This window comes from Kitasatospora sp. NPDC004614 (genome assembly GCF_042873675.1).
Classification (GTDB): domain Bacteria; phylum Actinomycetota; class Actinomycetes; order Streptomycetales; family Streptomycetaceae; genus Kitasatospora.
Genome location: NZ_JBIALR010000005.1, coordinates 152,175 through 178,261 on the forward strand (window position 1 = coordinate 152,175; position 26,087 = coordinate 178,261).

Below are 26,087 nucleotides of genomic sequence, written 5' to 3' on the forward strand. Positions count from 1 at the left end.
GCTCGGGGCGTCCGGGGATTGGCGATCCGTCAGTATCGCCGGACCGGTTGGGGCGCGAAGCGGCGCAGCTGCACCGTCGGGCCGAATCGCCAGTGGCGCACCATCAGGCCCAGGATCGCGGTCATCACCATCACGCCCAGCCAGGCCAGGAAGGCGTGGATCCGCCAGATGCGGTCGTCGTTCGGCCGGTACACCGTCCTGCGGAGGTCCTCGCCGGCCGTCCGGTCGCCGAGGCGATGCACCCCCAGACCGTCGTCCGCGACCTGGGGGTAGGCCAGTTCCTTCCCGGTGTCGTCCGGGACGAAAGAGCCGACGACGTCGCACGGGTTGCCCCGGGCGCCGCAGTTGTCGGGCGCCTCCTTCGTCACCGTGAAGAACCCCGGTCGGCCGGCCCCGGTCGCCACCTGCCAACCCGTTCGGCCCTGGACGGTCTCCACCACCGTGAAGGCGGCCGTGACCAGCAGCGCGCACAGCAGGACCCCCGAAACCCGACGCACCCACCACGCCTTCACGCCCGCTCCGAAGGTCTCGCCGACCATGCTGCGCCCCCCAACTCCCAGTTGTCGGAGGGTCATGGTGGCACGGCGTACGGGCGGTCGGAGAGGGGGGTTGGGTGCGGTTCGGTCGACTTGAGCTGCATGTCCGGGGCGGGATTCTCTGATGACCGGTCTTGGAGGCTGCGTTGCCGATAGCCTCGCTGCCGTGGTCAAGAGCGAAGGCACAGAGCTGGTCGGCGGCGATCTCGAGGAGCAGGGCTGGGCCTTCACCAGGTCCTGGGTGGAGCGGAGACTCGCCGCCGGGGAACGGATCGAAGCTGTCGCGCGCCTGCGTGGCGGCTGGACCTCGGAGATGCGCCGACTGAGCATCAGCGGACCGGAAGGCCGGCGTGCTCTGGTGCTGCGGTCGTTCGTCAAGCCGTTCTTTCTCCAGCACGCGGACGGCCTGTTGTCGCGTGAGGCCGCGATCCTCCGCCTACTCGACGGCACGGACGTCCCAGCGGCAGTGCTCGTGGACGCGGACCCGACGGCGACCTCCTGCGACCACCCGTCACTGCTGATGTCGCTGCTGCCGGGAACCGTCAGCGTGGACGACCAGGGCGCCGAGCATCGTGCCGACCTGTTGGCCGCGCAGTTGCTGCGCATCCACCAGGTCGAGGTCCCGTTGGAGACGAGGCCGCGCGCCTGGCAGGCATGGACCTCCACGGATCGGGTGCGGTTGCCCGAATCGACGGCACGACCGGACCTCTGGCAGCAGGCCGTCGACGTCATCCGGCAGGAACCGCCGGCCCACCGGCCGTGCTTCCTGCACCGGGACTTCCACCCGGGCAACGTCCTGTTCGAGGGGGCCGGCGACGATGCCCGGATCAGCGGTGTCGTCGACTGGGTGGAGACCTCGTGGGGCCCGGCCGACCTGGACGTCGCCCACTGCTCGACAGCCCTGGCCCTGCTCCACGGCGTCCCGCTGGGCATGAGCTTCGCGGACCGGTACGTCGCCGCGGGCGGACAGCTCGACGAGGACCCGGCGGCGCATCTCTACTGGCGCCTGATCGACGCCCTGGCCTTTGCCCCGGACGCCGAGAAGGTCGCCGTCCCCTGGCGAGAACTCGGTCGCGCGGACCTGACTCCCGCGGTGCTGGCCGGCAGGTTGGAGGAGTACATCCTGGCTCTCGTCGAGCGTTACTCGTAGTTCCTGGCTCCCGGGCGACTTGGGCGCCTTGAGGCGAGAAGGCTCGGACGTCCGGGGCGAAGTGCGGCAGCCCCTCGGTGAGTTGTGGCCGCACGCCGTACCCGCCCGTCCGGTGAGACCGGCGGGCGGGACGGCGGGGCAGCGCTCACCAGCGTTGCGGCGTTGCTGCGCCCCGGCAAGCCCGTTGGTGGTGAATGGCCGGGCGAGCGCCGGCCTGGCCGGGGATGTTCGGCCGCCTGCCCGAAAGAGCCCCCGGGGTAGGGCACTTGTGCGGTGATGCTGTGCGGGCTTGACGCCGCTCACCGGAGCACGGAGGCCGCATCGTCGCTCTCCGCCCGGTAGACGGTCACGATCGAGGCGACAGCGTCGACTTCGAGCGGTCCGGTGATCCGCAACCAGACCAGCTCGGGCAGGTCCCCGGAGCGGTCGAGCCGGCCGACCGCGTCGGCGGGCCAGGGCGACGGCAGCTTCGGCAGATGGACGAGGGAGATCCCGTCGATGAAGGAAGGGGTCGCTTCGGGTTCCCACGGGCGGACCGAGTGGAGACCGGACAGTGAGATCACCACATCGGGCTGCTGGGGTCCCTCGCGCAGCCACACGTCCAGTGTGTTGTCCTTGCGGTTGGCGTTGGACTCGTCCAACGAGATGCGGTCGAGGAAGTAGTTGGCGCAGGACTCCAGTGCCAGCGCCGCATTGGTGCAACGGTTATTGAAGGCGTCGGTTGCCCGGTGTTCGTCGGTCACGGCATGAGACTAGGCTCCGCCGGATCGCGCCGCTGAGCACCCGTCCGGAGCGCGATCCCGGCCGGGTCCGGACGGGCCGGGGGCGGCTCCGCGTCGCCTTCACCGGTGTCGACGGCCTGCTTGCCGTGGTGAACCAGCTGTGGGACCGCCTCCAGGTCTGGTTCTGACGGCCCCTTCGTCTCCCGGCGTGGAATGCTGGGCCGATGAGGCTGATCGACAACGACGGGCATGGTGTCGAACTGGGCCTTGTGGGCTACCAGTTCCCCGATGCGGTCGACCCGCGGCAGCGGCAGAGCTGGCTGGTCGTAGAAGGGGCGGCCCACTGTCCGCAGGGGACGTGGTCGTTCCGCTGGCAGGCGCTGACCGCCGACGACGCCGTCGAGTTGGCGCGATGGCTCGGCCGGGCAGGCGTCCGGCCCTCCGGCCCTGGGCAGGCGGGTGGAAGCCAGTTGGGCTTCACCGAGCCGAACTTGACCTTTGCCGTCAGCTGGACCGATGAGGGTTTGGTCGAGCTGCGCGTCGGCCTGGATCTCGAGTTCTCGCCTCCCTGGCAGCGCCGGGCCCGTCCGGGCGAGCCGTTCGTGGTCGCGTGCCGGCTGACGGCCGAGTCGGTGTTGCAGGCGGCGGCAGAGTGGGCGGCCGAGATCGAGCCCTGGCCGCCTGCGGTTGACGCCAGCGTGTGGTGAGGTCAGGTGGCCGGGGGTGGGGGAGGGCGGGACGATCTCGGCGTAGACCGCGTCCGCGAGGAGGCCGAGCAGCTCGTCCTTGGTGTCCACGTACCCGTACAGCCGCATCGGGCCGACCTCCAGCGCCGCTGCCACCCGGCGGATCGAGACGCCCTCCAGGCCGTCCGCGTCCGCGAGTTCCAGTGCCGCGCCGACGATCAGTTCGCGGCTGAGGGGGTGCGGGGTTCGTCGGGCCGGGGGTTCGGGGCGCTTCCAGATGCTCACCCCGGCGATCCGGGGAGGGCGTTGCGCGTCTACGAGTCCGAGATGTTCGCCCGCACCGCCGAGGTCGCCGCCGAGTCCGACCGGGTGATGGCGCTGGTCCACTCGCCGGCCGGGGCCCGGAGTCTGGCCGCGTTCTTCAACGGTGAGGGAACGAGCGGCGAGGGCGTGGCGGGCGAGTAGGGCGCTTCTTCGCAGGGGCTGTCGGGTGGGTTGGGTGGGTCAGCGGACGAGGAACCAGCTCTGGTACGGGTTGTTGCGGTTGCAGCCCTCCTCGTGGAAGAGGTAGGGGCTGTTGTTGCCGTTGTCCAGGCAGGAGCGGACGGCGAAGTTGAAGAACTGGGTGCCGATCGCGCCCTGGGTCATCGCCCAGATCTGGAAAGGGTCCTGGCTGTTGCAGGACTTCATCTGGACGACGGAGGAGCTCATCGCCCGGATGCAGCGCCCACTGCTGTCGTTGCGGATCTGGACGTTGGGGTATCCGGTGTCGGGCGCGGCGGAAGCGATCTTCCAGCGGAGGTTGGCCGCGCTGGTGCTGTAGGTGGTCGAGCTCAACTCGTAGCTGCCGTACACGCTTCCGAGGTGGTGATCGATGAACTCGCTGCTGCCGATGACGATGTTGTCGACGTTCACATAGGCGTGGGCCGTGCCGGAGCCGGCGACCAGGGAGACCAGCACAGCCGCCGTACCGAGCGCGGCCGCAACACGCAGCTTCATGCTCCGACCCTCCGTGGGGGATGGGGTCTTGACCTGCCTCCAAGCTAGCGGCGGGCCCCTGGCCTGCGGCAGCGGCGGGTGGTGCGCGGACGGAGTGTTCGGTGAGGGCGGAGCGCCCCCTCCGGCGCGGAGTGAGGGGGCGCGGTCTGGAATCCTGTGGGTATGAGCACACTTTCGAGCACGCCGCCGGACGGACTGCCCCGCTACCGCGTCCTGACCGGGCCGGACGACGCCGCTTTCTGCCACCGGGTCAGCGAAGCGCTCGCGCTGGGCTACGAGTTGCACGAGGGGCCCGCCGTCACGTTCGACGGCGAGCGGGTCATCGTGGCTCAGGCGGTGGTGTGGCCGAAGAGGTAGCGGGAGGACTTCAGCCGGCGGGGCGCAGTCGGCAGGAGTGGATCAGGTAGGGGCCGAGCAGGCCTTCGCGGTCGCCGTTCTTGAGGGCGATGGCGCGGCCGGTCAGTTCGGCGCCGTTCGTGCGGAGTTCCAGTCCGAACGACGGGCTGTTCACCCGGGCGTCCGTGGTGGGGAGTTGGAGGTCGGCGATGAGGCGCACGTCCCAGAGGTTGGAGGCGATCGCCGGGACGGTGGCCGGGGGAAGGTCGGCGAGGCGGACGCGGATCCGGCGGTCGGCCAGGGCGTCCAGGTGCAGCGGGACTTCGCCGTCGGGGGTGTCGATGTGGCCGGTCCAGCTGCCCGGGGGCAGGGTCAGCTCGGTGTCCTGTTCGGTGACGGGGGCCAGGTGGGCCGGGTCGAACTCGGGGGCCAGGGCGTCCATCAGGTGGCGGACCACGGCGTCGCGGGCGGCCTTGTTTGTGCTGTTGGTCAGGACGGCGAGCGAGAGTTCGCGATCGGGCAGGTCGATCATCATGGCGGCGACGCCGCCCATGCCGCCGCCGTGGCTGCTGATCAGCGAGCCGTTCTCGCGCTGGACGATCCGGCCGAGACCGTAGCCGAGGCGGTCGGTGATGGGCAGCGCGTCGAGCACGGCGGCCGCGGTGGCCGGCCGGAGCAGCCGCGCGGAGCGGCGGGCGAACAGTGCGATGTCACCGGCCGTGGCCCAGCCCGCCCCGGCGGCCGGGACGCTGGTGCGGCAGCCGGGGTAGCTGCGGCCGTCGGGGGTGTAGCGCTGCGCGACGGGCGCGGCGGCGGGCGGGAGGTCGGCCAGCTCGAAGGAGGACAGGCCGAGCGGTTCGGCGATCTGCTCGCGCAGGAAGGTGCGCAGGGGCTGGCCGGTGGCCTGCTCCAGGAGGCGGCCGAGTGCCTGGTAGCCGTGGTTGGAGTACTCGAAGTCGCCGCCCGGCTCGCGGACTTGGCGCCGGTAGAAGGCGGGGTCGATCGGTGACGGCTCCTCGTCGTAGTAGAAGTCGTAGTACGCCGGGAACCCGCCCCGGTGCTGCAACAGCTGACGCGGCGTCGGCACCGTCGCCCACGGGTACTCGCCGGGCAGCGGTGCGTCGAGGTCGATCAGCCCGCGATCGGCGGCCAGGCACACGGCGACCGCCGTGAACGACTTGGTGACCGACGCCAGCCCGTAGACGGTCTCCGGGGTGGCGGCGACGTCCGCCGCGACGTCCGCCAGCCCGTAAGCCCGCGCGAACACGATCTCGTCGCCCTGCGCCACAGCCACGCTCGTCGACGGGCAGCCGTGCGCCGCAAGCGTCTTCTCGCAGAACTCGTCCAGTCCGTCCAGCACGTCAAGCTTGTCCAGCACGTTCATGCCTCCCCTTGATCGCTCCTGTTCGGATCGTAGCCGTCCGACTTCGAACGGCCTTGACCGGACCGCCCGTTCGGCACCGGACGGGCTCCGCCGCAGGGGCCGCCGGGCCTATCGGATGGGCGTGGCGCGGAGGGCGACCTCGAGTTCGAAGCGGGCGTCGGGGGAGGCGAGGGACGGGCCGAAGAGACGGTGGACGCGGTGGAGGCGCTGGCGGGCGGTCTGGGGGTGGATGCCGAGGCGGGCGGCGACCTGAGGGGCGGTGCCGCGGCCGGTCTGGAGCCAGGCCAGGAGGGTGGCGGCGAGGCGTTCGCGTTGCTTGGGGGTGAGGGGCGCGAGGGGGGCCAGGCGGCGTTCGGCGATCAGGCGGACCAGGGCCGGGTCGGTGAGCAGCAGCAGGTCGGAGAAGCGCTCGCGGCAGTCCACCGGCTGATCCGGGGCCTGCGGGAGGGAGGCGCGGACCAGCCGGGCCCAGCGCAGCGACTGCGCCGCCAGGGCGGGCGGCACCGGCGGGCCGATCACCGCGCCGCGTCCGTGCAGCGCCGCCGCAACTCGCGGGTCGGCGAGGGCCGTTGCCGGGTCGGGCAGCAGCAGGTGCGGCTGCGGGCCGTCCAGGTTGACCAGGACGTGCTCGGGCAGCCGTCCGCCGCCGGCGGGCCGGGCGCCGAACGCGGCGACGCGGGCGAGGGGTTGACGGGCGGTGGGGAGCGGAGCGGGGGAGCGCGGGTCGAGCGACACCCCGGCGAGCAACGCGGGCAGCGGCCAGTCCGCGGACTGCGCGGCGGCGGCGAGTTCGGCGGGCTCGGCGCCCGACAGCAGGAGGTCGAGCAGCCGGTGCCGGGCCCGGCCGAGCGCGCCGGCGCGGTCGGTGCGGGCGTCCATGTAGCCCTGGACGCTGGCCGCCGCGACCTCGTCGATGTGCGCGAACACCGCCTCGGCCAGCGTGACCAGCTGCTCCGGGCCGAGACCGCGGCGGCGGGCCACCCGGGCGTACCGGCGCCAGGCGATCCGGGCGCCGAGCCGGAACGCCGCCTGCAGGGCGTCCAGGCTGCGGCCCTCGGCGAGTTCGCCCCGGCCGAGCGAGCGGTACACCCGCACCTGCCGCAGGCCGGGGGCGGGCAGCCCGGCCACCCGGTCGACGAACTCGGCGAGCGCCGTCTCCACGCCCTGCTGGATTCCGGCGCCGAATTGGCCGGAGAGCGGGCGGGCGAATTCCGGGACGGCGGACCTGATCTCCCGGATGATCTCGGAAGCCAAGGATTGCTGCTCCGCCCTGAGTTCGGCCGACAAATCGCGCGGAAGTCCCTCCCACGGCCCAGCCAATTCCGATCCTCCAGGTAGCGATAATCCGTTCCACCGGAGTCCCCGCGAATCCGACGGTGGTCGGGGACAGGGGGAGTATGCGGCGGCGCAACCCGGGGGTCAATAGGTTCGGCGCAGGCATGCGGGCCCCGCCCGGGAGGCCCGACGGGCGGAAACGCTCACCGGGGTGACAGCTCCGCTGGAGGGGGAAGCCAATTCCTGGCACCCGCCGATGGCCTTTTCCGGCTCCGTGGGCGACGAGTTGACGGAGCGTCAGGTTCGAAGTCGCTCGAGGTCGATCGTGGGCGGTGGAATTCCGGGCCGGGAGGAAAGCGGGGGCGTGGCGGAAAACGAGGGAAAGTGCGGTGTTTACGGGCCGGCCGGCCGCCCGTTGAAGGGCGTCAGGCCGCAGCTGCCGTTCCGGCGCGGAGCTCGGGCGTCAGCAGCAGGGTGACGGTCAGGGAGGCTGCCGCCAGCACGGCGATCGCCGTCGCGGGCGAGGTGCGTTCGGCCACCGCGCCGGCCAGGGCGGCGCCGACGCCCCGCATGGCGAGCAGGCCCGAGCCGTGCAACCCGAAGGCGTGGCCGCCGAGTTCGTCCGGGGTCAGCTGCGTCAGGCCGTCCTGGAAGATCAGGCCGGTCGCGTAGCCGAGCGCGGCGACTGTGACGGCGGCGAGCAGTACGGACAGCGGCGGCGAGCAGCACGGGCAGTGGCGGGTGCAGGGCGAACAGCAGGAACGGCGCGGCGAGCAGCAGGCACAGCGGGACGCCGAGCCGGTCCTGCCACTGCCGGGAGACGAAGCGGCCGACGGCGATGCCCCCGGCCGGCGTGTCGACCGCGCCGCCCGCGAGCAGCAGGCCGCGGCCTCCTTCGGCGCGTAGCGGACGTAGCAGGACTCGCAGCCGACGACCAGCCCGTTCGGCACCCAGAGCGCCAGGAAGACCGTCCGCCGCGGCCGCGAGGCGCTGGGCCGGCTGCTCGGCCCGGCCCGGGCGGACGTCCTGGTGCTGCTCGGCGCCCGGAAGGCCACCACCCAGCTGGTCGCTCTGACCGGGCAGGGCCTGGGTTCGGTGGGCCGGCACCTGAAGGTGCTGCTCGACGCCCGGCTGGTGCAGCGCCGGCGTGCCGGGCGGTCGGTGCTCTACCTCCGCACCGGCACCGGTGAGGTCCTGGTTCGGGTGCAGCCGGAGACCCGCTGACGGAGCGCCGGGCGGCGCTGTGGCCTCCGGGGCGGGTGGTTCGCGGTCAACCTGAGTTGCCGCGCGTCCCCCGAATGGCAAACCGGACGGAGGCAGTCCCAATCCTCGCGGGGGCAAGATTCACCTGATCGGGTGCACCATCGGCCTCGGGGGCAGTGCTGGGAGTGGCAAAGATCTACTGTTCGGGAGGCAGTGGGCGGCCCGGTGACCCGAAGGCCCTCCGACACCCTCAGCCATCCCCTCGTTACCTTGCCAAGACCCCAACACACCCACGGATCTGACGCAGCGTCAGCTCACGTGGCGAGACGAAGGAGAGCCCGGCCCGATGTCCGTGGACAGCAGCCCGGAGACTCAGCAGGCGCAGCGCCAGCAGACCAGCCTCACCACCGCCGCCGCACGCAACCTGGCGACGACCACCAAGTCCGCACCGCAGATGCAGGAGATCACCTCCCGCTGGCTGCTGCGGATGCTGCCCTGGGTGCAGACCTCCGGCGGTACCTACCGGGTCAACCGCCGTCTGACCTACACGGTCGGCGACGGCCGGATCGAGTTCATCCAGACCGGCGGCGATGTCCGGGTCATCCCCCGGGAGCTCGGTGAACTCGCCCTGCTGCGCGGCTTCGAGGACGACGACGTGCTGTCCGCGATCGCCGACCGCTGCGTGCAGCGCGACTTCCGGGCCGGGGAGACCCTCGTCGAGCGCGGCACCCCGTCCGACAAGATCCACCTGATCGCGCACGGCAAGATCAACCAGATCTCCACCGGCAAGTACGGCGACGACGCGGTCATCGGCGTCCTCGGCGACGGCGACCGGTTCGGCGAGAACGCCCTGCTGGACGCCGACGCCAGCTGGGACTACACCGCCACCGCCAAGACCTCCGGCACCCTGCTCACCCTCACCCGGTCCGACTTCGAGTCGGTGCTCGCGCAGTCCGAGAGCCTGCAGGCCCACATCCGGGACTTCGCCAGCCTCCCGCTGCAGCGGCAGAACGAGCTCGGCGAGGCCGAGATCGCGATGTCCGCAGGCCACGAGGGCGAGCACCTGCTGCCCACCGCGTTCGTGGACTACGAGCTCAAGCCGCGCGAGTACGAGCTGTCCATCGCGCAGACCGTGCTCCGGGTCCACTCCCGCGTCGCGGACCTCTACAACCAGCCGATGAACCAGATCGAGCAGCAGCTCAAGCTCACCGTCGAGGCGCTCCGCGAGCGCCAGGAGCACGAGCTGATCAACAACCGCGAGTTCGGTCTGCTCTCCAACTGCGCCTTCGACCAGCGCATCCAGACCCACTCCGGCCCCGCCACCCCCGACGACCTGGACGAACTGCTCAGCCGCCGCCGCGACTCCGAGTTCTTCCTGGCCCACCCCAAGACCATTGCCGCGCTCGGCCGCGAGTTCAACTCGCGCGGCCTGTACCCCGACACGGTCGACATGCAGGGCCACAAGGTGCCGGCCTGGCGCGGCGTCCCGATCCTGCCCTGCAACAAGATCCCGATCACCCCGGAGAACACCAGCTCCATCCTGGTGCTGCGCACCGGCGAGGACAACCAGGGCGTCATCGGCCTGCACCAGACCGGCATCCCCGACGAGTTCCAGCCCAGCCTGTCGGTCCGCTTCATGGGCATCGACGAGAAGGCTGTCATCAACTACCTGGTCACCGCGTACTACTCCGCGGCCATCCTGGTGCCCGACGCGCTCGGCGTGCTCGAGAACGTGGAGATCGCCGTCCGCTGAGGCAAGGCCGAGAGCTGTCACGAGGAAGACCAAGGGTGAACCGTCGGAGGCCGTAACCAAACGGCGGTCCGCCCAGTTGAGGGTGCGTCGGATTGATCATGCTGTTCCGTTTCTGCGCGGAACGGCACCGGTCCTCCGGTGCACCCTCGACTGCGCTCCGGCCCCGGCCGCGGCCAGTTCGACGGTCCACAGCCACCCGTCCCCAGCCACAGGAAGGTTGGACCACGCCCATGCACACGCCCAGGCAGCGGAACGACCGGCCGCCCGCGAGCGGCGGGAACGCGGCGGAGACCTTACCCACCCGGACCAGACGCCGGGCGGCCCGGGCGGCGGGAGTCCGGACGGCCGGGGCGCTCGCCGGGGTCGTCGTGGTGTGCGCGGTGCTCACCGGTGCCACCCAGGCCCGCACGCAGGCCGGTACGCAGGCCGCCACGACGGTGAGCGAACGGGGGGACGGGGGCGAGGGGCGGTGGCTGGAGATCTGCGTCCACGTGCACACCTCCGTCGACGCCGCAGGGGCGCACGTCGAGGTGGATGCCGAGGGCGGGGCCGACGTCCAGCTCCCGACGGCCGGATTGCAGGGGGGCCAGGGGGGCCAGGGGGGCCACGGGGGCCACGGGGGCGGTGACGGGCACGGCCACGGCGGGGGAGACGATCAGGACGGCGACGGCGACGGCGACGGGGACGGGCACGGGCACGGGCACCACTGCCACCCGCGGCCGACGCCCACGCCGACGCCCAAGCCTTCGCCAACTCCCAAGCCCAGCCCGACAGTCGAACCAAGCCCGTCGCCGAAGCCAACGCCGACGCCGGTGCCGACACCGCCGAAGCCCGCGCCGCCGGCACCCCTGCCGCCGCGGCCCGCGCCCACCCGCAGTGCCGCGCCGATCGCGCCCGCGCCGCCCACCCCCGAACCGGCGACGCCCGCCCCGGCCCCCGCGCCGACGTCGTCCGTCCATCTGCCGCCGCCGGTGGTGCACGCCGAACCGCCCAAGCGCCACGGCGCCCCCACCACCACCCGCATGCTGGTGGTCACCATCCCCGCCGTCCTCGCCGCGGCGGCGCTGCGCCCGAGCGGGAAGTCCCGGGCCCGAGGCCGTTCCTGACGAGCCGTCAAATTCCTTTCATTTCAGCCGAGTTGTTGATCCAAGCAACAGGAGAGGACCTGTCATGTCCGAATGGGTGGCGCTCGCCATCGCGATGGCCGGGGCCTGCCTGGTCGTCGTCGCGGTCATGCTGGTGAGGCACCGCAAGACCGACCTGCACGCCGACACCTCGGAGACGCCCGACGTCATCGAGTACATCACCATGATGATCGGCGTCGTGTACGCCATCGTGCTGGGCCTGGCGATCGCCGGCGTCTGGGAGACCCGGTCGTCCGCGCAGGACGACGTGCAGCGCGAGGCGCAGTCGCTGCACGAAGTCAGCGCCCGGGCCGAGGTGTTCCCCGCCGACTACCGGGCGACGGTCGTCAAGGACGTCGACGCCTACGTGGCGTTCGTGGTGAACACCGAGTGGCACCACATGCGCACCGACGGGGAACTCTCCCCGGAGGGAACCGAGTTGCTCGCCAAGCTGCGCACCGACGTGGCCTCCCGGGCCCCGCAGAACGACATCGAGGCGCAGGCGTACCAGGCGATGATGGACAAGATCGCCATCGCCGACGAGACCCGCAACTCCCGTGGTGGCAACACCGGTCCGACCATGCCCGGCGTGGTCTGGTTCGGCCTGATCGTCGGCGCCCTGGTCACCGTCGGCATGCTGTTCGCGCTCCAGATCCGGCGCTCCGGGCGGGAGTTGGTGCTGGCCGGCACGTTCAGCGCGCTGATCGGCTTCCTGCTGTTCCTGATCTGGGACTTCGACGACCCGTTCGGGCGCGGCATGTCGGTCACCACGCAACCGTTCCTGGACCTGTTCCCGTCCCTCAACCAGTAGCCGGAGCGGCGGAGATGACGGACATCCGCGCGCCCCGGTCCGGTTCGCGCATTACGCTGGGCACGGCCGCCCCCGAGGGGACGGGCGGCCCGAACGGGGAGGTCGCGCGGCGGGCCGCCATGGGCGGTGCGGGCGCGGCGGTACAACGTGCAACGGGGAGACACGGCATGGGGGCGCAGGACGCGGAGGGGCGGCGCTGCGGCGATTCGCCCGCGGCGGGGACGGGAACGGACCCGGTGAAGACGGGCTCGGAGGGGTCAGTTCCGGAGGCTTCAGTTTCGGAGGCGGTTTCGGGAACGACGGTTTCGGAGGCGACGGTTTCGGAGGCGACGGTTTCGGGAGCGGCGGTTTCGGGGCACGGCCCGGTGCAGGCCGCGGCCGGGAGCAAGTACGCGCGGGTGGAGCGGGAGCGGCGCTTCCTGCTCGCCCGGGTCCCGGCGCCGGGCGCGGTCACCTGCGCCCGGCTGATCACCGACCGGTACGTGGACGGCACCCGTCTGCGGCTGCGTCACGTCGAGCGGATCGACACCGGGGAGTGCGCGCACAAGCTCACCCAGAAGATCCCGGCGCCGCCGGGTACGACCGGCCCGGTGCAGGGCCTGATCACCAACCTGTACCTGTCGGGGGAGGAGTACTCCGTGCTGCTGGACAGCCTGCCCGGCCGGGAGTTGACCAAGACCCGGCTGAGCGTCCCGCCGCTGGGCATCGACGTCTTCGACGGCCGGCTGCTCGGACTGGTGCTGGCGGAGGCCGAGTTCGAGACCACCGAGGACGCAGAAACGTTCGTGCCCCCGGCGAACTGTCTTGCGGAAGTCACCGACGACCCGCGCTTCACCGGCGGCTCGCTGGCCCGCGCCGAACGGGCCCAGCTGCGGGGCTGGCTGGCGGACTACGGGCTGGTACTGGCTTGACGGGTCGGGCCGATTTGCCGCTGGTCGAAGTGAATTGACGGGTATTCGGACAGCGGACCCGTTGTGCGAAATTCAATTTCGTGCCCGGTCCCGGGGGCGCGTACGGTCCGATTCATGGACTGGAACTTCAAGTCGGCCGAAGCACTCGCCGCTGCCCTGCGCGCCGGTGAGGTGACCTCGGTGGAGCTGACCGACGAGGCGATCGCCCGCATCGAGCGGGACGACAAGACGATCAACGCGATCTGCGTGCCGGACTTCGACCGCGCCCGGGCCGCCGCGCGCGACGCCGACCAGGCACGCGCCCGCGGCGAGGACCGGCCGCTGCTCGGCATCCCGGTGACGGTCAAGGAGTGCTACGACATCGCCGGGCTGCCCACCACCTGGGGCCTGCCGCCGCACCGGGACTTCGTGCCGGCCGAGGACGCCCTCCAGGTGTCGCGGCTCAAGGCCGCGGGCGCGGTGGTGCTCGGCAAGACCAACGTGCCCCCCGGGCTGCAGGACATCCAGAGCTTCAACGAGATCTACGGCACCACCAACAACCCCTGGAACCACGGCCGTACTTCGGGCGGATCCTCCGGCGGATCGGCGGCAGCCCTGGCGTCCGGCTTCGGCGCGCTGTCCATCGGCTCAGACCTCGGCGGCTCGTTGCGCACCCCCGCGCATTTCTGCGGTGTCTACGCGCACAAACCGACACTCGGGCTTTTGCCGAGCCGCGGCATGGTTCCGCCGCCCGGGCCGGCCCTGCCGTCCGAGCACGACCTCGCCGTCGTCGGCCCGATGGCACGCACCGCCCGTGACCTCACGCTGCTGCTCGACGTCATGGCCGGGCCGGACCCGCTGACGCACGGTGTGGCGTACCAGCTGGCGCTGCCGCCCGCGCGCCACGACCGGATCGGCGACTTCCGGGTCCTGGTCGTCGAGGAGCACCCGTACATTCCGACCGGCTCCGCCGTGCGGGCGGGCCTGAACCGGGTGGCAGACGCGCTCGTCGCAGGCGGCGCCCGCGTCGACCGGCACAGTCCGCTGCTGCCCGACCTCGCCGACGCCGCCCGGATCTACCGGCAGCTCCTGTTCGCAGGCACCATCGCACGCTTCCCCGTCGAAGCGCGTGAGCACATCCAGGCCCGCGCCGCCGGGCTGGCGGCGGACGACCAGAGCCTCGACGCGGCGGGGCTGCGCGGCATGGTGCTCAGCCACAGCGACTGGATGGGAGTGAACTTCCGCCGCGAGCTCCACCGCCACGGCTGGCGGCAGCTCTTCGCCGAGTACGACGCCGTGGTGTGCCCGATCACGCCCACGCCCGCGTTCCCGCACGACCACAACCCCGACCCGCTCCAGCGCCGGCTCGACATCGACGGCGCCGAGTACCCGTACTTCGATCAGCTCGTCTGGGCCGGCGTGGCCACCATGCCCGGCCTGCCCGCCACCGCCGTCCCGACGGGACCGTCACCCGAGGGCCTGCCGGTCGGCGTGCAGATCATCGGACCGATGTTCGAGGACCGCACCCCGCTGCGGCTGGCCGAACTGCTGGAACGGGAGATCGGCGGCTTCCGGGCACCGAGGTGAGCCGTCGGTCCCGGAGCTATTGAGCGGCCCGAATACACAGTTCGCCGCTACATCCGGCCGCCGGGAACCTAGGGTGACCCCCATGAGTGAAGACCCGGAGGTGAGTGAAGACCCGGAGGCCGCACCGTCCGCCGTGCAGGCCTCGCAGCAGGTGCGGTCGGTGATCGGCCGCCTGCGCCGGCGGATCCGGGCCGCCGCCGGAACGGGCGACCTGACGCTCACCCAGGCCTCCGCCATGGGACGGCTGCTCGACAACGACGGCCAGGGCCTGACCACCAGCGACCTGGCCGTCGCCGAGGGCATGCGCCACCAGTCGATGGCCACCACCATCGCCGCCCTCACCGCCCAGGGCCTGGTGGAACGCCGCCGTGACCCCGACGACGGCCGCCGGATGCTCATCGTGCTCACCCCCGAGGGCCGCCGCCGCGCCGAGGACGGCCGACGGGCCCGCAGCGAATGGCTCGCCGCCGAACTCCAGACCAAGTGCACCGAAGCGGAACGGCAGACGGTGATCGCGGCCATGGCCGTCCTGGAACGGCTCGGTCACGACTGACAGCTCGTTCGCCTCACTTGACGGGACGATGCGTCGGGGGAGACTTGGGGCACCGTACCCTTGAAGGAGTTGTGATGCAGGTAGCCGTGGTCACCTTCGACGGATTCAACGAACTCGACAGCTTCATTGCCTCCGCCATCATCAACCGCTGCCGCAAGGACGGCCTGGAGGCCTTCATCACCACCCCGACGCCGCAGGTCACCTCCATGAACGGCGTGGAGGTGACCGGACAGCGCCCGATGGACTTCGTCACCGAAGCCGACGTCGTCCTGATCGGCAGCGGCGTGAAAACGCGCGACGTGGTCGCCGACGACCGGCTGATCTCGCGGCTCCCGCTCGACCCCGCCCGGCAGTTGATCGGCGCACAGTGCTCCGGCGCGCTGGTGCTCGCCCGGCTCGGACTGCTGAACGACATGCCCGCCTGCACGGACGTCACCACCCGGCCCTTCGTCGAAGCGCGCGGCGTGACCGTCCTGGACGCCCCGTTCCACGCCGAGGGCAACATCGCCACCGCGGGCGGCTGCCTGGCATCCCAGTACCTCGCCATCTGGGTCATCACCCGCGCACTCGGCACCGACGCCGCGCGCGGCGCCATCGGCTACGTGGCCCCGGTCGGCGAACAGCAGGAGACGGTCGAACGGGCTCTCCGCGCCGTCCACGCGGGCGAGGCCGTACGGGGCTGACGCCGGCCCGATTCCTACTGCTCGCGCAGCCCGCCGGTGACGGCGAGGCCGTCCATGTAGTCGCGGGCGTGAACGATCAGCCCGTCGCGGACCCGCAGCACCAGCAGCCCCGGGATGGCGAACTCGCCGCGCCCACCCGCGATTTCACCCCGCACCGTCTGCTCGGCCACCAGCACCTCCGGATCGGTCGACAGATGCACGCCCGTCTCCTCGATCCCCGTCGGCCGCGCCGGAGTCCCCGACCACGCCGCCTTGTACCCCGCCCGGATCTCCTCCCGCCCCTCGAACCGCGCCGGAAAGCCCGGGAACCGGAACGGGAACTCGTGCACCCCGTCCGGCGCATACAGCTCCGCCAGCGCATCGGCGTCCAGCCGGAGCATCGCCCGCTGGTAGCGGGCCAGTACGTCCAGGAGAGGCGAATCGGTCATGGCGGTACCCCCAAGGTGTCGTTCGTGATGGATTGACTCGGAGCCTACGCCTGATTGACGAACCGTCAGCCGAGAACCTGACAGCTCCGCGCAAGTCGGGTGTCAGCGGCGTTGTTGCTCCGCACGCTGGGACGGTACGTCGGGAGTTGCCTGTTCCGCCCGGCCCGCCCGCAGCGTTCGGCAGGCGTTTGAAAGACTCACCTCATGTGGCGCGAACTGATTCTTGAGATGGCACCGAACGCCGAGCTCGGTGCGCCGGCCGATGAGGCCTCCCTGATTGCGGTCGAGCAGGTCCTGGGCCAGCACCTGCCGGAGGATCTTGCGACTTTGCTGCGAGAGTGCAACGGAGTGTCCCGCAACGGTCTCGACACGATCTGGAGCGCCGAACAAATCGCGAAAGGCAATGCCGAATTCCGCGATACCCCGGGCTTCGCCGGCCTCTACATGCCCTTCGAGCCGCTGATGTTCTTCGGGGACAACGCCTCCGACCAGTTCGCCTTCATCCGCACGCCCGAGCGGGACGAGGTCTTCGTCTGGGACCACGAGACGGACAGCCGGTACATGGCGACAGCAAGCCTGCGGCAGTACCTTGAGCGGGCTCTGCGCGAGAGCGGAGACTGGTACCGCTAGACACACGACGGTCGCAGCCGTCAGTTGCCGGTGCTGCCGTTCGGCCAGGTGAGGCCGCGGGTGAAGTGGGTCAGTACGGTCAGGACCACGAGGCCGGACGTGATGCCGGCGAGGGTCATGACCGTGGATGGGGAGGTGTGGTCCACGATGCTGCCGCCGGCCAGTGCGCCGAGCGAGATGGTGGCCTGGAACGAGGCGGTGAAGAGCACCGACGCCGCCTCGGGTACGTTCGGGGCCGCCTTGGCGAACCAGGTCTGCGAGGACACGGGCACCGCACCGTAGGCGACGCCCCACACGAACAACAGGCTCACCGCGCCGGCCTTCGAGCCGCCCAGCACCGGCAGCAGCAGAGTGGCCCCGGCGAGCAGGGCCGCCGCCGCGCCGAAACCGGTGCGGGGGCGCCGGGCGACCAGGGAGCCGCCGAGGAAGTTGCCGAGGATGCCCGCGGCTCCGTAGACCAGCAGGAAGACGGTGATCAGTGCCGGGCCCGCATGCGTGACCTGTTCGAGGAACGGCGTCACATAGGTGTACGCCCCGAAGTGGGCCAGCACGATGAGCATTGTCAGCAGCAGCGCGAAGCGGACGTTCACGCTGCGGAACAGGCCGCCCAGCACCCGCAACCGGGTGGCCCCGGCCGGCGGCAGGGGCGGCACGACCACCAGCAGCAGGACGAACACGCCGGCCGACAGCGCGCCCATGACGGCGAACGCCGCACGCCAGCCCGCCACGTCGCCGATGAACGTGCCGACCGGCACCCCGAGGACGGACCCCAGCGGGACGGCCGAGAAGATCACCGAGACGGCGCGGCCGACGCGGTCCGCAGGCACCAGCCGATCGGCGACCCCGGCCGCGATCGACCAGAAGCCGCCGATGGTGACGCCCACCAGGACCCGTGAGACCACCACCAGTTCGAAGCTGGGCGCGACAACCGCCAGTCCGTTCGCCAGGGCCAGCAGGAGCATGAACGCCCCCAGCATCGCCCGGCGGTCGATGCGGGCGGTGGCTGCGGTGACCAGCGGCGCCGAGACAGCGGCGAGCAGGCCGGGCGTGGTCATCATCAGCCCCGCCACCCCGTCCGAGACCGCGAAGTCGGACCCGATCGAGGTGAGCAGGCCGATCGGCAGGATCTCGGTCGTGACGATCGAAAAGATCCCCAACATGACCGCCACCACGGACAGCCACCCGACCATGGGAGATCGGGCCGGCCGGTTGGCCGTGCGGGGGCGTGAAGCAGCGGAGGTGGCCATGAGTTCCGTCCTGTACCGGATCGTTCGATGTCCGGTCAGTTCAGCAGGGCCCCCGGGTGGAGGCTGGCGGCTTTCCGTCATCACCGTTACGGGGGACGGGGGCAGGCCCGGCGGGAAAGCCGAGGTGATTGGCCGTCGGCGGGGCGGTTGGGCGAGGATGGGCGAGTGGACCTGCCCAGAGTGATGCCGGAGATCGCGGCGGAGAACGGATTCCGGCTGCGGCGTTGGGAGCTGACGGACCGGGCGTTGCTGCGCGAGGCCGCCACCGACCCGTACATTCCGCTGATCACCACCGTGCCCGCGCCCTACTCCGACGCGGAGGCCGACGCGTTCGTGCAACGGCAGTGGCGGCGTACCGAGATCGGCACCGGCTACCCGTTCGTCATCGAGGACCCCGACGGGCGGGCCGTCGGGAACGTCGGCCTGTGGGTCGGTGAACTGCCGCTGCGCGGCAGTGCCACCGCCGGCTACTGGGTGCCGGGGAGCGGCCGGGGCAGGGGCGTCGCGCTCGTCGGGCTGAAAGCCGTCACGGACTGGGCGTTCGGCGAACTCGCCGTCCCGCGCGTCGAGTTGTACGTGGAGCCGTGGAACACCGGCTCGCTGCGCACCGCCGAACGGGCCGGCTACCGGCGCGAGACGCTGATGCCCGCGCACCAGGAGGTCGGCGGCGAACCGCGCGACATGTGGCGCTTCGCGCTCCCGTAGCACAGGCACCAGCACAGGTACCACGGAGACCCGGTGCCTCGGCAGGTCGAGCGGTGGTGCCGTGTGTGTTCGCTGAGCGAAGTCTGCCGGGCCGGTCCGGCCCTGTTTGTCCACGCGCGCCCACGGAATTTTCCTCTCGGCGCACAGATCACCGGTCGAACTGGCTTGGGCTTGCGGGAAGTTCGCGGCGCGGCCCAAGATCGAATGGTCCAGCGGCATCGGGCCCGGTGGCGGAGAGAGGCATGCAATGCGAACTGACGAGGCAGCCAGGGCGGTGATCGTCGGGGGGTCTTTCGCGGGCCTGGCGGCGGCGCACGAGTTGCGGGGTACGGGTGCCGAGGTGGCGGTGTACGAGCGTTCGGGCGGCCAGATAGCGACCCGCGGCGCCGGGATCGTCATGCAGCCGGAGGTGGGGGCGCTGCTGGCCAAGCTGGGCAGCTCCGCGCGAGAGGTCAGCGTCGAGTTGACGGAGCGCCAGTGGCTGCACCGCCGGGGCAGGCCCACGCGTTACGAGGCCCCGCAGTTGATGAGCGCGTGGGACGTCCTCCACCGCACGCTGCGAGTGCCCCTCGACGAGGTCTGCTACCGGATGGACAGCGCACTGCGGCACGTCCGGGTGGAGGACGGCAAGGTCACGGCCGAGTTCGCGGACGGATACACGACGCAGGGGCACTTCCTGGTGGGCGCCGACGGAATCGGCTCGACGACCCGCCGGCTGCTCGACCCCTCCTCCCGCTCCAGGTACGCGGGGTACGTGTCCTGGCGAGGCCTGGAACCGGAGTCCGCGCTGCCCGGCGAGCTGCTCGAACTGCTGGCCGGCAGGTTCACCTTCTTCGGCGCGGACGGCCTGCAGATGCTGTGCTACCTCGTCCCGGGCCCGAACGGCGAACGCACTGAGGGGTCCAGGCGGGTCAACTGGGTCTGCCACATGACCGTTCCGGAGACCGAACTGCCCAGGCTGCTGGCGAGCCGCTCGGGCAAGGCGTACTCGACCTTCCTGCCGCCCGGTGAACTGCTGCCGCAGATCGAAGCCGAGCTGGCGGCCACGGCGGAGCAGGTGATGCCGGCGCCGTTCGCGCAGTTGGTCAGGCTGTCCAAGGTCTTCATGCAGCCGATCTTCGACCTCGCACCCCACCGGATGGTCGCCGACCACGCCGCGCTGATCGGCGACGCCGCCGGCACGGTGCGCCCCCACACCGCCTCAGGAGCCGCCAAGGCGGTCGGTGACGCCGCCTCGCTCGCGACCGCCCTGCGCGGATGGGTACCGGGCCGGGGCCTGCCGCACGAGCGGCTCGCGGGCTGGGAGCGCGAGCGGCTGACCCACCTGGCCGCCCTCTCGCAGGCAGGGGTCTCCTTGGCCGCCCGGTCGTCGCTGGGCACGCCGGCCGCCCGCCGCTACTTCGCCTCCACCTGACCGCCCTCGGCTTCCCGGCCGGAACGGAGGCCGACCGCAGGGCCAGGCCGGGTCGCTGCCGGCGCGCAGCGATCCGACTGGCAGCGCGTACCAGGCGAATGTCCCGGCGCGTGCCTGCACCGGGGGAGACGGCACGACCTCGCGTTGCTCTCGCCGCGTCGGAACTCCGAGCCCCGGCAGGCGAGTTACCCGGCGACGGTGTACCGGTGGACCGTCGAGTTCCTGGTCCGGAACCCGGCCCGCTCGTAGAGGCGGTTCGCCGCTCGCCGCGACGGACGGGACGTCAGATCGACGGTCCGGGCGCCCGCGTCCTTCGCCAGCCGGACGGCCTCGTCGGTCAGTGCGGCACCGACGCCGTGTCCGCGGGCGGCGGCATCGACCACCACATCCTCGATCCGGGCCCGCAGCCCGGACGGCAGCGGCGACACGACCAGCGTCAGCACACCCACGATCACCCCGTCGAGCCGGGCCACCAGCAGCGTGTTCGAGTCGCAGGTCACCAGGCGGGCAACCGCGTCGTGGTCCAACGGCGCGGCTGTAGCGGACAGTTGGGGGAGTAGGCGGGCGAATGCGGTCACCAGTTCGTCATTCGCCTCGCGGGCGATCGCGATGTCGGTACTCATGGGCCGAGACCATAGTGGGAAGAGCCGGGAGCGAGCGGGATCGCGGCGGTAGCGGCAGCGGATCGAATGCGACGGGAGACGGGCGTGGCGGACGGCGGGAGCCTGGCCGAGCTGGCTCGGGAGCGGCTGCGGTCGGGGGCGGAACCGGCCGTGGTGTGCGGCGAGTTGGCCGTACGGACGGTGCGGTGGTGGGACGCGGCAGTGGTGGTCGGCCTGGCGATGGGGATCCCGGAGGCGGAGTTGCGGCAGCGTCTGCACGACGATCCGGACGAGATGCAGAGTCCGTTCGAGGACGGCGACGAGCCGTTGTTCGGCGAACTGTTGGAGATGGCCGGCGTGTTCGACATCCACCGGCAACTCGACGCGCGGGAGTTGGCGGTCGCGGAACGGCTGCGGGCCGCGGTGGCTGCCATGGGAGGTTTGGGGAGTGGGCACGCGCTCGGGCTCTCGCGCCGGTTTGCGAAGGGCGAGTTGGACTCGGTCCTGCGCTCGCTCGCGCGCTTCGGCCCGCGTACCGGGCGGGGCCGGCCGGTGGAGTTCTGGGAAGCCCTGGTGGCGGCCGGCGAACTGCTCGTCGAACTGGCGGACGGGGACGAGGCGCGGGCCGCGGTGGCGCAGGTCCTCGACGAGTGCCGCCTGAAGCTGGCCTCCTGCGAGCCGCACGGCAGTTGAGCCTGTCGAACCGGGCCACCACCGCGTCTGCCGGTGGGCCCGCGCCGTCCCCGCAGGCGGGTGTCCTCGGCGAAAACCGGGCGCGGGCCGGGGCGTGCAGCGCGTGTTGACCGGTGGGGACGGTGGTGTCGTGGCTACCGTGGGGGCGATGAACGAGCAGGTGGAGGACATCGCGGCGCAGTTGCGTGCGCTGGGCGAGGCCAGGGACCGGTTGCAGGGGCTGCTGTCGGCGGTGCTGGCCATCGGGGGTGACCTGGATCTGCCGACGGTGCTGCACCGGATCGTCACCACGGCGATGGAACTGGCCGGCGCGCGGTACGGCGCGCTCGGGATTCTCGCGCCGTCCGGGGACCGGCTGGAGCAGTTCGTGACGGCCGGGCTGTCGCCGGAGGAACGCGCGGATCTGGCCGGGGTCGACTTCCCGCGCGGACGCGGGGTGCTCGGGCACCTCATCCGGAACCCCGAACCGCTGCGGGTGACGGACATCGCCGCGCATCCGGCGTCGGTCGGCTTCCCGCCGGGCCACCCGCCGATGCGGACGCTGCTGGGCGTGGCGATCACCGTCCGAGGGGCGATCTACGGCGACCTGTACCTGTCCGAACGCCGGGACGGGCGGCCGTTCGACCAGGCCGACGAGGAGGTGGTGCAGGCACTCGCGGGCGCGGCCGGCATCGCCATCGAGAACGCCCGCCTGTTCGGGTACATGCGGGACAGCGCCGCGCAGTTCCAGCGGATGCTGCTGCCCACACTGCCGGACCTGTCGCCGTTCACCGGGGCCGCCGCGTACCGCACCGCCGCCGACCCGGCCGGCGTCGGCGGGGACTGGTACGACGCCGTCATCCTGCCCGACCACGCATGCGCGGCCGTCATCGGCGACGTCGTCGGCCACGACCTGAACGCCGCGGCCGCCATGGCCCAGGCCCGCAACATGCTGCGCGCACTGCTGTACGACCGCCGCAGCCCGCCCAGTTCGGTGCTGACCCAGCTCGACCGCACCGTCGAGGCCATCACCGACCTGCCCGTCACCACGGCCTGCCTGGCCCGGATCGAACCCGCCGCCGGGGACGGCTGGACCATGCGCTGGAGCACCGCCGGGCACCCTCCGCCACTCGTCCTCGGGCCGGACGGGCGCACCTGGTACCTGGAAGGCGAACCCGGCATCCCGATCGGCGTCGACCCCACCCTGCACCGCCCCGACCACACCCACCCGCTCCCCAGCGGCGCCACCGTCCTGTTCTTCACCGACGGCCTGGTCGAACACCCTGACCGCGACATCGACGAGGGCCTCGCCGCCCTCGCCACCCTCGCCGCCGCACACGCCGACCTTCCACTCGACGAACTGGTCCACCTCCTCGCGGACCTGCACCCCGGCGACGGCCACGACGACATGGCCGTCCTGGCCATCCGCACCCCGCCCCGGGCCTGAGCCGGGGGCCGGTCGCGGCCGCTGCGCCAGGATGCCCGATTGTCCGTGCCGCCCGCTAGCGTTCGGCCATGACGCCCCACCAGCTGGTTCTGCGCCTCGCGGCTCCCGACGACGCGGACCGCCGGGCCGCCGAGGACGCGTTGGCCGCGCTCGGCCCGGCTGCTCTGCCGGCGTTGATGGAGCACCTGGGCGACGCTGCTTCGCCGGTGAGCGAGGCCGCGCTGCTGGGTGTCCTTCGCCGCATGGGCCCCTCGGCGTTTCCGCTGGTGCTGCACGTTCTGCAGAGCGTGGCCGCGGGGCAGACGTACTGGCGGGCGTTCCGGGTGTTCACGGGTCTCGGGGCAGTGGCGCTGGACGGTTACAACGGTGCGCTGACGCATGAGGACCCGGTGGTGCGTCGCGCGGCGGTCGTGGCCATCGGCGAGTGCGGGGACGACGGACTGCGGTTCGCCGAGCGGGTGGTCCCGTTGCTGGGCGACCCGGACGCGGAGGTGCGGCGGGCGGCCCTGCGGTCGTTCGCGTGGTGGGGTGACGCTGTGGTGCCCCTGCTGCAGGCGGTGCGTCGCGATGGCCCCGGCGCCGCGCGGGCGGGCGCGCTGGAGGCGCTGGCGGAGATCGGCGGGGAGGCGGTGCTGAGCGCGCGCGACCTGGCGGCGCTGGAGCGGTTGGTGCGGATCAAGCTGCCCGACGACGTTCCCACTCCCATCTCTTGCTGCTACCTCTCGTGGATTGCGGTGAGTACGGGTGACCAGGCGGGGGTGCTCGAGTTGCTCGGCCTGTCGTCGCCGCGTCCGGTGCCGTTCGCCACCGGTGTGGACGCTGCCGACTGCGACAGTCACGCCGGCCTGGACGAGAACCCGCTCGATCAGTACCGCCGCGTGTTCGTCACCCCTGAGCTCGCCGGTTGGACTCTGGTGGTCGGGTCATGGTGCGACCCGAGCTCCGCCGAGCGCGAGGACGAGGTCCTGGAGGTGTGTGCGCAGCTGAGCGCCAAGTACGGGAGAACCCAGGCCTATTGGCACAGTTACCAGGGCGACGGCTCGGCGGTTCTGGTCGCCGAGCAGGGCACGATCGTGCGGCGCTTCGCCTACATACCCGGCGAGGACGCGCAGGACCTGGAACTGGGGGCGCCGCTTGCCTACGAGCAGCAGCGTCGAACCGCTCTGGGCCTGCCCGCGCTGGCAGGCGGCCACGTGAACGTCGAGGAGGAGGACGACGAATGGGTATGGGAACTGCTCGAGTTGGCGCCCGGCCTGGCCGCTGAACTGAGCCTGGACCCCCGGTCGGTCGACGCGAGCACACCGGCTCGGGGCACCGGCGTCCTCGCTCTCACCGAGTACGGTCGCAGGCTTGGCGCTCCGGCCGGGGCGCTCACGCTCTGACCGAAGGGCGTCGGGTGCGTTCGGGTAGCGTGGGCCGGTATGCGAACTGAACTGGTGGGGACGGCATTTCGGGTCGAGGCCGGGGCGCTCGGGGCCGCGATGGCCGGGCTGGAGGACGCTGACTGGGCGCGGGCCACGCGGTGCGAGCCGTGGACGGTGGTCGAGCTGCTGGCGCACGTCCGGGTCGCGATCGGGCGGGTGGAGGCGATGGTGGCGGCGCCCGAACCGGAGCGGGCCGAGGTGACGGCGGTGGGCTACTACCGTCCCGACGAGCGCTTCGACGCGGCCACCAACAGCGCGCGGATCGCGCTCGCCCGCGATACGGCCGGCGGCACCGAGCCGGTCGGCGAGTTCGAACGGACCTGGCGGGGCGTGGCGGACCGGTTCGAGGCCGAATCAGAGGCGCGGGTGGTACGGACCCGGCACGGCGACCCGATGCTGCTCACCGAGTTCATGATCACCCGAGTGGTCGAACTCGCCGTCCACGGCCTCGACCTGGCCGACGCGCTCGATCGCCCGGCCTGGCTGACGAACCAGGCCTCGGACGTCCTGGAAGACCTACTGCTCGCGGACGCCGACGGTCCGTCCGTCCGCAAGGCGCTCGGCTGGGACCGGGCAACACTGCTGCGCAAGGCCACCGGCCGTGCCGAGCTGGACGCCGCCGAACAGGCCGAGGTGAAGCGCGCCGGGATCACCTGGCTGACGCTCGGCTGAGAGCGAGCAGTTGGGCACGGCCTCCCGGGCGGCGGTGGTCCGGGAGGCCGTGTCGCGGTGGTCGTCACGCCCCGAGGGCCTCCTCGTGCGGCCACTGGACGGCGGGCAGGACGGACTGGCGCACGGCCCACAGGGCCTTGCGTTCGGTATGCATGAGGATGGGGTGGCTTTCAGGGCTGGGCGGGAGCGCTCAGCGGCCGGCGCGCAGGCCGGAGCGGGCCCCCCGCGGATAGGCGGGTGCCACACGAGGGCGCGATGCATCGCCCCGCTGGGGGCCGCGAGGTCGGTCGCGCGACAGGTCGGCTGTTCAAGGCCTGTCCGGCCCCGATGCGTGGCATCCGCTAAAAGTCCATGCGGTGATCGTGATCGACGCCACGCCCCTACGGCTACTCAATTTCCGTTGGCCGCACGATCGTTCGGGCAGTGATAAATATGCTGAGCGGATGAGCGACTCGAACAGCAAGCCCGTCGAACTGGTGATCTTCGACTGCGACGGCGTCCTGGTGGACAGCGAGCGGATCGCGGTACGCGTTCAGCAGGAGGTCGGCGCGCAGCTCGGCTGGCCGCTCACCGAGGCCGAGGTGGTGCGGCACTTCATCGGACGCTCGCACGCCGCCGGCTGGCAGGTGGTCGCCGAGCGCCTCGGCAAGACCGTCGCCGCCGAGTGGGAGCAGCGCTTCGAACAGCGGCACCGCGAGCTGGTGGACACCGAACTGGAGCCGGTGGACGGCATCGTGGAGGCACTCGCCGCGCTCGGCCTGCCGTCCTGCGTCGCCTCCAGCGGGACGCACGACAAGATGCGGCACACCCTCGGCCGGACCGGCCTGTACGAGCACTTCGAGGGACGGATCTTCAGCGCCACCGAGGTGGAACGCGGAAAGCCCGCCCCCGACCTGTTCCTGCACGCCGCGCAGCGGATGGGCTTCGCCCCGGAGGTGTGCGCCGTGGTCGAGGACAGCGGCCCCGGCACCCGGGCCGCCCGCGCCGCCGGCATGCGCTGCTTCGGCTACACCGGCGGACCCACCGGCGCGGACGCGCTCACCGGCCCGGGCACCGTACTCTTCTCCGACATGCGGCAGCTGCCCGCACTGCTGCGCGCCACCACCGGCTGACGCCCTGCACCCGCCCGCACTGCTGCGCGCCACCACCGGCTG

At 71.9% G+C, this 26,087-nt stretch carries 29 protein-coding genes and 1 pseudogene; 20 read left to right on the top strand and 10 right to left on the bottom strand.

Features of this window, described 5'->3' with window-relative positions; translation table 11 throughout:
• Nucleotides 1-29: 29 nt before the first annotated feature.
• Complete coding sequence (locus ACFYST_RS14545) at nt 30-575, bottom strand: hypothetical protein (protein ID WP_387862219.1); 546 nt, start codon at nt 573-575, stop codon at nt 30-32.
• Nucleotides 576-702: 127 nt separating this feature from the next.
• Here ACFYST_RS14545 and ACFYST_RS14550 point away from each other — a divergent pair, with 127 nt between their 5' ends.
• Nucleotides 703-1,686, top strand: coding sequence for a phosphotransferase family protein (locus ACFYST_RS14550; protein ID WP_387862221.1), 984 nt, complete (start codon nt 703-705; stop codon nt 1,684-1,686).
• A gap of 299 nt (nt 1,687-1,985) precedes the next feature.
• Here the strand turns inward: ACFYST_RS14550 and ACFYST_RS14555 are convergent, their stop codons facing one another.
• Nucleotides 1,986-2,429 (bottom strand): hypothetical protein, encoded by a 444-nt coding sequence (locus ACFYST_RS14555; protein WP_387862222.1) that lies wholly within the window; start codon nt 2,427-2,429, stop codon nt 1,986-1,988.
• Between the two features lie 203 nt (nt 2,430-2,632).
• On the opposite strand from ACFYST_RS14555, the gene ACFYST_RS14560 reads away from it, so the two are divergent.
• Both ACFYST_RS14560 and ACFYST_RS14565 read left to right on the top strand, forming a co-directional pair.
• A complete protein-coding gene (locus tag ACFYST_RS14560) occupies nt 2,633-3,115 on the top strand; it encodes a hypothetical protein (RefSeq protein ID WP_387648248.1) in 483 nt (160 codons plus the stop codon).
• 285 nt (nt 3,116-3,400) lie between these two features.
• On the top strand, nt 3,401-3,559 hold the full coding sequence (locus ACFYST_RS14565; RefSeq protein WP_387862225.1) for a hypothetical protein: 159 nt from the start codon (nt 3,401-3,403) through the stop codon (nt 3,557-3,559).
• A 39-nt stretch (nt 3,560-3,598) separates the two neighbouring features.
• Here the strand turns inward: ACFYST_RS14565 and ACFYST_RS14570 are convergent, their stop codons facing one another.
• Complete coding sequence (locus tag ACFYST_RS14570) at nt 3,599-4,093, bottom strand: ricin-type beta-trefoil lectin domain protein (RefSeq protein ID WP_387647782.1); 495 nt, start codon at nt 4,091-4,093, stop codon at nt 3,599-3,601.
• Nucleotides 4,094-4,255: 162 nt separating this feature from the next.
• On the opposite strand from ACFYST_RS14570, the gene ACFYST_RS14575 reads away from it, so the two are divergent.
• Nucleotides 4,256-4,450, top strand: coding sequence for a DUF1737 domain-containing protein (locus ACFYST_RS14575; protein WP_387647780.1), 195 nt, complete (start codon nt 4,256-4,258; stop codon nt 4,448-4,450).
• Between the two features lie 10 nt (nt 4,451-4,460).
• Here the strand turns inward: ACFYST_RS14575 and ACFYST_RS14580 are convergent, their stop codons facing one another.
• From ACFYST_RS14580 to ACFYST_RS14590, 3 genes are all read right to left on the bottom strand, one after another.
• Nucleotides 4,461-5,807, bottom strand: a complete 1,347-nt coding sequence (locus tag ACFYST_RS14580; protein WP_387862228.1) for a serine hydrolase domain-containing protein — start codon at nt 5,805-5,807, stop codon at nt 4,461-4,463.
• A 114-nt stretch (nt 5,808-5,921) separates the two neighbouring features.
• Nucleotides 5,922-7,067 (bottom strand): helix-turn-helix domain-containing protein, encoded by a 1,146-nt coding sequence (locus ACFYST_RS14585; RefSeq protein WP_387862230.1) that lies wholly within the window; start codon nt 7,065-7,067, stop codon nt 5,922-5,924.
• 446 nt (nt 7,068-7,513) lie between these two features.
• Nucleotides 7,514-8,143 (bottom strand): hypothetical protein, encoded by a 630-nt coding sequence (locus ACFYST_RS14590; RefSeq protein WP_387862232.1) that lies wholly within the window; start codon nt 8,141-8,143, stop codon nt 7,514-7,516.
• Here ACFYST_RS14590 and ACFYST_RS14595 point away from each other — a divergent pair.
• Nucleotides 8,073-8,312: pseudogene (locus ACFYST_RS14595) on the top strand (ArsR/SmtB family transcription factor); the annotation flags it as partial. The gene ACFYST_RS14590 and the pseudogene ACFYST_RS14595 overlap by 71 nt on opposite strands.
• A 325-nt stretch (nt 8,313-8,637) precedes the next feature.
• Nucleotides 8,638-10,044, top strand: coding sequence for a family 2B encapsulin nanocompartment shell protein (locus tag ACFYST_RS14600; RefSeq protein WP_387647772.1), 1,407 nt, complete (start codon nt 8,638-8,640; stop codon nt 10,042-10,044).
• A 293-nt stretch (nt 10,045-10,337) separates the two neighbouring features.
• Here the strand turns inward: ACFYST_RS14600 and ACFYST_RS14605 are convergent, their stop codons facing one another.
• On the bottom strand, nt 10,338-10,748 hold the full coding sequence (locus ACFYST_RS14605) for a hypothetical protein (protein WP_387862234.1): 411 nt from the start codon (nt 10,746-10,748) through the stop codon (nt 10,338-10,340).
• A 108-nt stretch (nt 10,749-10,856) separates the two neighbouring features.
• Between ACFYST_RS14605 and ACFYST_RS14610 the strand changes: the two genes are divergently transcribed.
• The 6 genes from ACFYST_RS14610 to ACFYST_RS14635 all read left to right on the top strand — a co-directional run bounded on the left by ACFYST_RS14610 (nt 10,857) and on the right by ACFYST_RS14635 (nt 15,692).
• Nucleotides 10,857-11,150: a hypothetical protein gene (locus ACFYST_RS14610; protein ID WP_387862236.1), complete on the top strand. Its 294-nt coding sequence runs from the start codon at nt 10,857-10,859 to the stop codon at nt 11,148-11,150.
• A 64-nt stretch (nt 11,151-11,214) separates the two neighbouring features.
• Nucleotides 11,215-11,979: a hypothetical protein gene (locus ACFYST_RS14615; RefSeq protein ID WP_387862238.1), complete on the top strand. Its 765-nt coding sequence runs from the start codon at nt 11,215-11,217 to the stop codon at nt 11,977-11,979.
• A gap of 365 nt (nt 11,980-12,344) precedes the next feature.
• Nucleotides 12,345-12,890 (top strand): hypothetical protein, encoded by a 546-nt coding sequence (locus ACFYST_RS14620; RefSeq protein WP_387647761.1) that lies wholly within the window; start codon nt 12,345-12,347, stop codon nt 12,888-12,890.
• 114 nt (nt 12,891-13,004) lie between these two features.
• Nucleotides 13,005-14,456, top strand: a complete 1,452-nt coding sequence (locus ACFYST_RS14625) for an amidase (protein ID WP_387862240.1) — start codon at nt 13,005-13,007, stop codon at nt 14,454-14,456.
• Between the two features lie 82 nt (nt 14,457-14,538).
• Nucleotides 14,539-15,009, top strand: a complete 471-nt coding sequence (locus tag ACFYST_RS14630) for a MarR family winged helix-turn-helix transcriptional regulator (RefSeq protein ID WP_387647756.1) — start codon at nt 14,539-14,541, stop codon at nt 15,007-15,009.
• A gap of 74 nt (nt 15,010-15,083) precedes the next feature.
• A complete protein-coding gene (locus ACFYST_RS14635; RefSeq protein ID WP_387862242.1) occupies nt 15,084-15,692 on the top strand; it encodes a DJ-1/PfpI family protein in 609 nt (202 codons plus the stop codon).
• A 14-nt stretch (nt 15,693-15,706) separates the two neighbouring features.
• Here ACFYST_RS14635 and ACFYST_RS14640 read toward each other — a convergent pair whose 3' ends face one another.
• The gene (locus ACFYST_RS14640) at nt 15,707-16,120 is read right to left on the bottom strand and encodes a nuclear transport factor 2 family protein (RefSeq protein ID WP_387647750.1); all 414 of its coding nucleotides are present in this window, start codon (nt 16,118-16,120) and stop codon (nt 15,707-15,709) included.
• Nucleotides 16,121-16,324: 204 nt separating this feature from the next.
• On the opposite strand from ACFYST_RS14640, the gene ACFYST_RS14645 reads away from it, so the two are divergent.
• Nucleotides 16,325-16,750, top strand: a complete 426-nt coding sequence (locus ACFYST_RS14645; RefSeq protein WP_387862244.1) for an SMI1/KNR4 family protein — start codon at nt 16,325-16,327, stop codon at nt 16,748-16,750.
• 20 nt (nt 16,751-16,770) lie between these two features.
• On the opposite strand, the gene ACFYST_RS14650 is transcribed toward ACFYST_RS14645, so the two are convergent.
• Nucleotides 16,771-17,997: an MFS transporter gene (locus ACFYST_RS14650; protein ID WP_387862246.1), complete on the bottom strand. Its 1,227-nt coding sequence runs from the start codon at nt 17,995-17,997 to the stop codon at nt 16,771-16,773.
• A 165-nt stretch (nt 17,998-18,162) separates the two neighbouring features.
• Between ACFYST_RS14650 and ACFYST_RS14655 the strand changes: the two genes are divergently transcribed.
• On the top strand, nt 18,163-18,702 hold the full coding sequence (locus ACFYST_RS14655) for a GNAT family N-acetyltransferase (RefSeq protein WP_387862249.1): 540 nt from the start codon (nt 18,163-18,165) through the stop codon (nt 18,700-18,702).
• 247 nt (nt 18,703-18,949) lie between these two features.
• Nucleotides 18,950-20,116, top strand: coding sequence for an FAD-dependent monooxygenase (locus tag ACFYST_RS14660; RefSeq protein WP_387862251.1), 1,167 nt, complete (start codon nt 18,950-18,952; stop codon nt 20,114-20,116).
• Between the two features lie 185 nt (nt 20,117-20,301).
• Here ACFYST_RS14660 and ACFYST_RS14665 read toward each other — a convergent pair whose 3' ends face one another.
• On the bottom strand, nt 20,302-20,739 hold the full coding sequence (locus ACFYST_RS14665; protein WP_387862254.1) for a GNAT family N-acetyltransferase: 438 nt from the start codon (nt 20,737-20,739) through the stop codon (nt 20,302-20,304).
• Between the two features lie 84 nt (nt 20,740-20,823).
• Between ACFYST_RS14665 and ACFYST_RS14670 the strand changes: the two genes are divergently transcribed.
• From ACFYST_RS14670 to ACFYST_RS14690, 5 genes are all read left to right on the top strand, one after another.
• On the top strand, nt 20,824-21,411 hold the full coding sequence (locus tag ACFYST_RS14670) for a hypothetical protein (RefSeq protein WP_387862256.1): 588 nt from the start codon (nt 20,824-20,826) through the stop codon (nt 21,409-21,411).
• 148 nt (nt 21,412-21,559) lie between these two features.
• Nucleotides 21,560-22,837, top strand: a complete 1,278-nt coding sequence (locus tag ACFYST_RS14675; RefSeq protein WP_387647733.1) for a PP2C family protein-serine/threonine phosphatase — start codon at nt 21,560-21,562, stop codon at nt 22,835-22,837.
• 68 nt (nt 22,838-22,905) lie between these two features.
• Nucleotides 22,906-24,219, top strand: a complete 1,314-nt coding sequence (locus ACFYST_RS14680) for a HEAT repeat domain-containing protein (RefSeq protein WP_387862259.1) — start codon at nt 22,906-22,908, stop codon at nt 24,217-24,219.
• Nucleotides 24,220-24,258: 39 nt separating this feature from the next.
• Nucleotides 24,259-24,933, top strand: coding sequence for a maleylpyruvate isomerase N-terminal domain-containing protein (locus tag ACFYST_RS14685; protein ID WP_387862262.1), 675 nt, complete (start codon nt 24,259-24,261; stop codon nt 24,931-24,933).
• A gap of 443 nt (nt 24,934-25,376) precedes the next feature.
• Nucleotides 25,377-26,045 (top strand): HAD family hydrolase, encoded by a 669-nt coding sequence (locus ACFYST_RS14690; protein ID WP_387647679.1) that lies wholly within the window; start codon nt 25,377-25,379, stop codon nt 26,043-26,045.
• Nucleotides 26,046-26,087 lie beyond the last annotated feature (42 nt).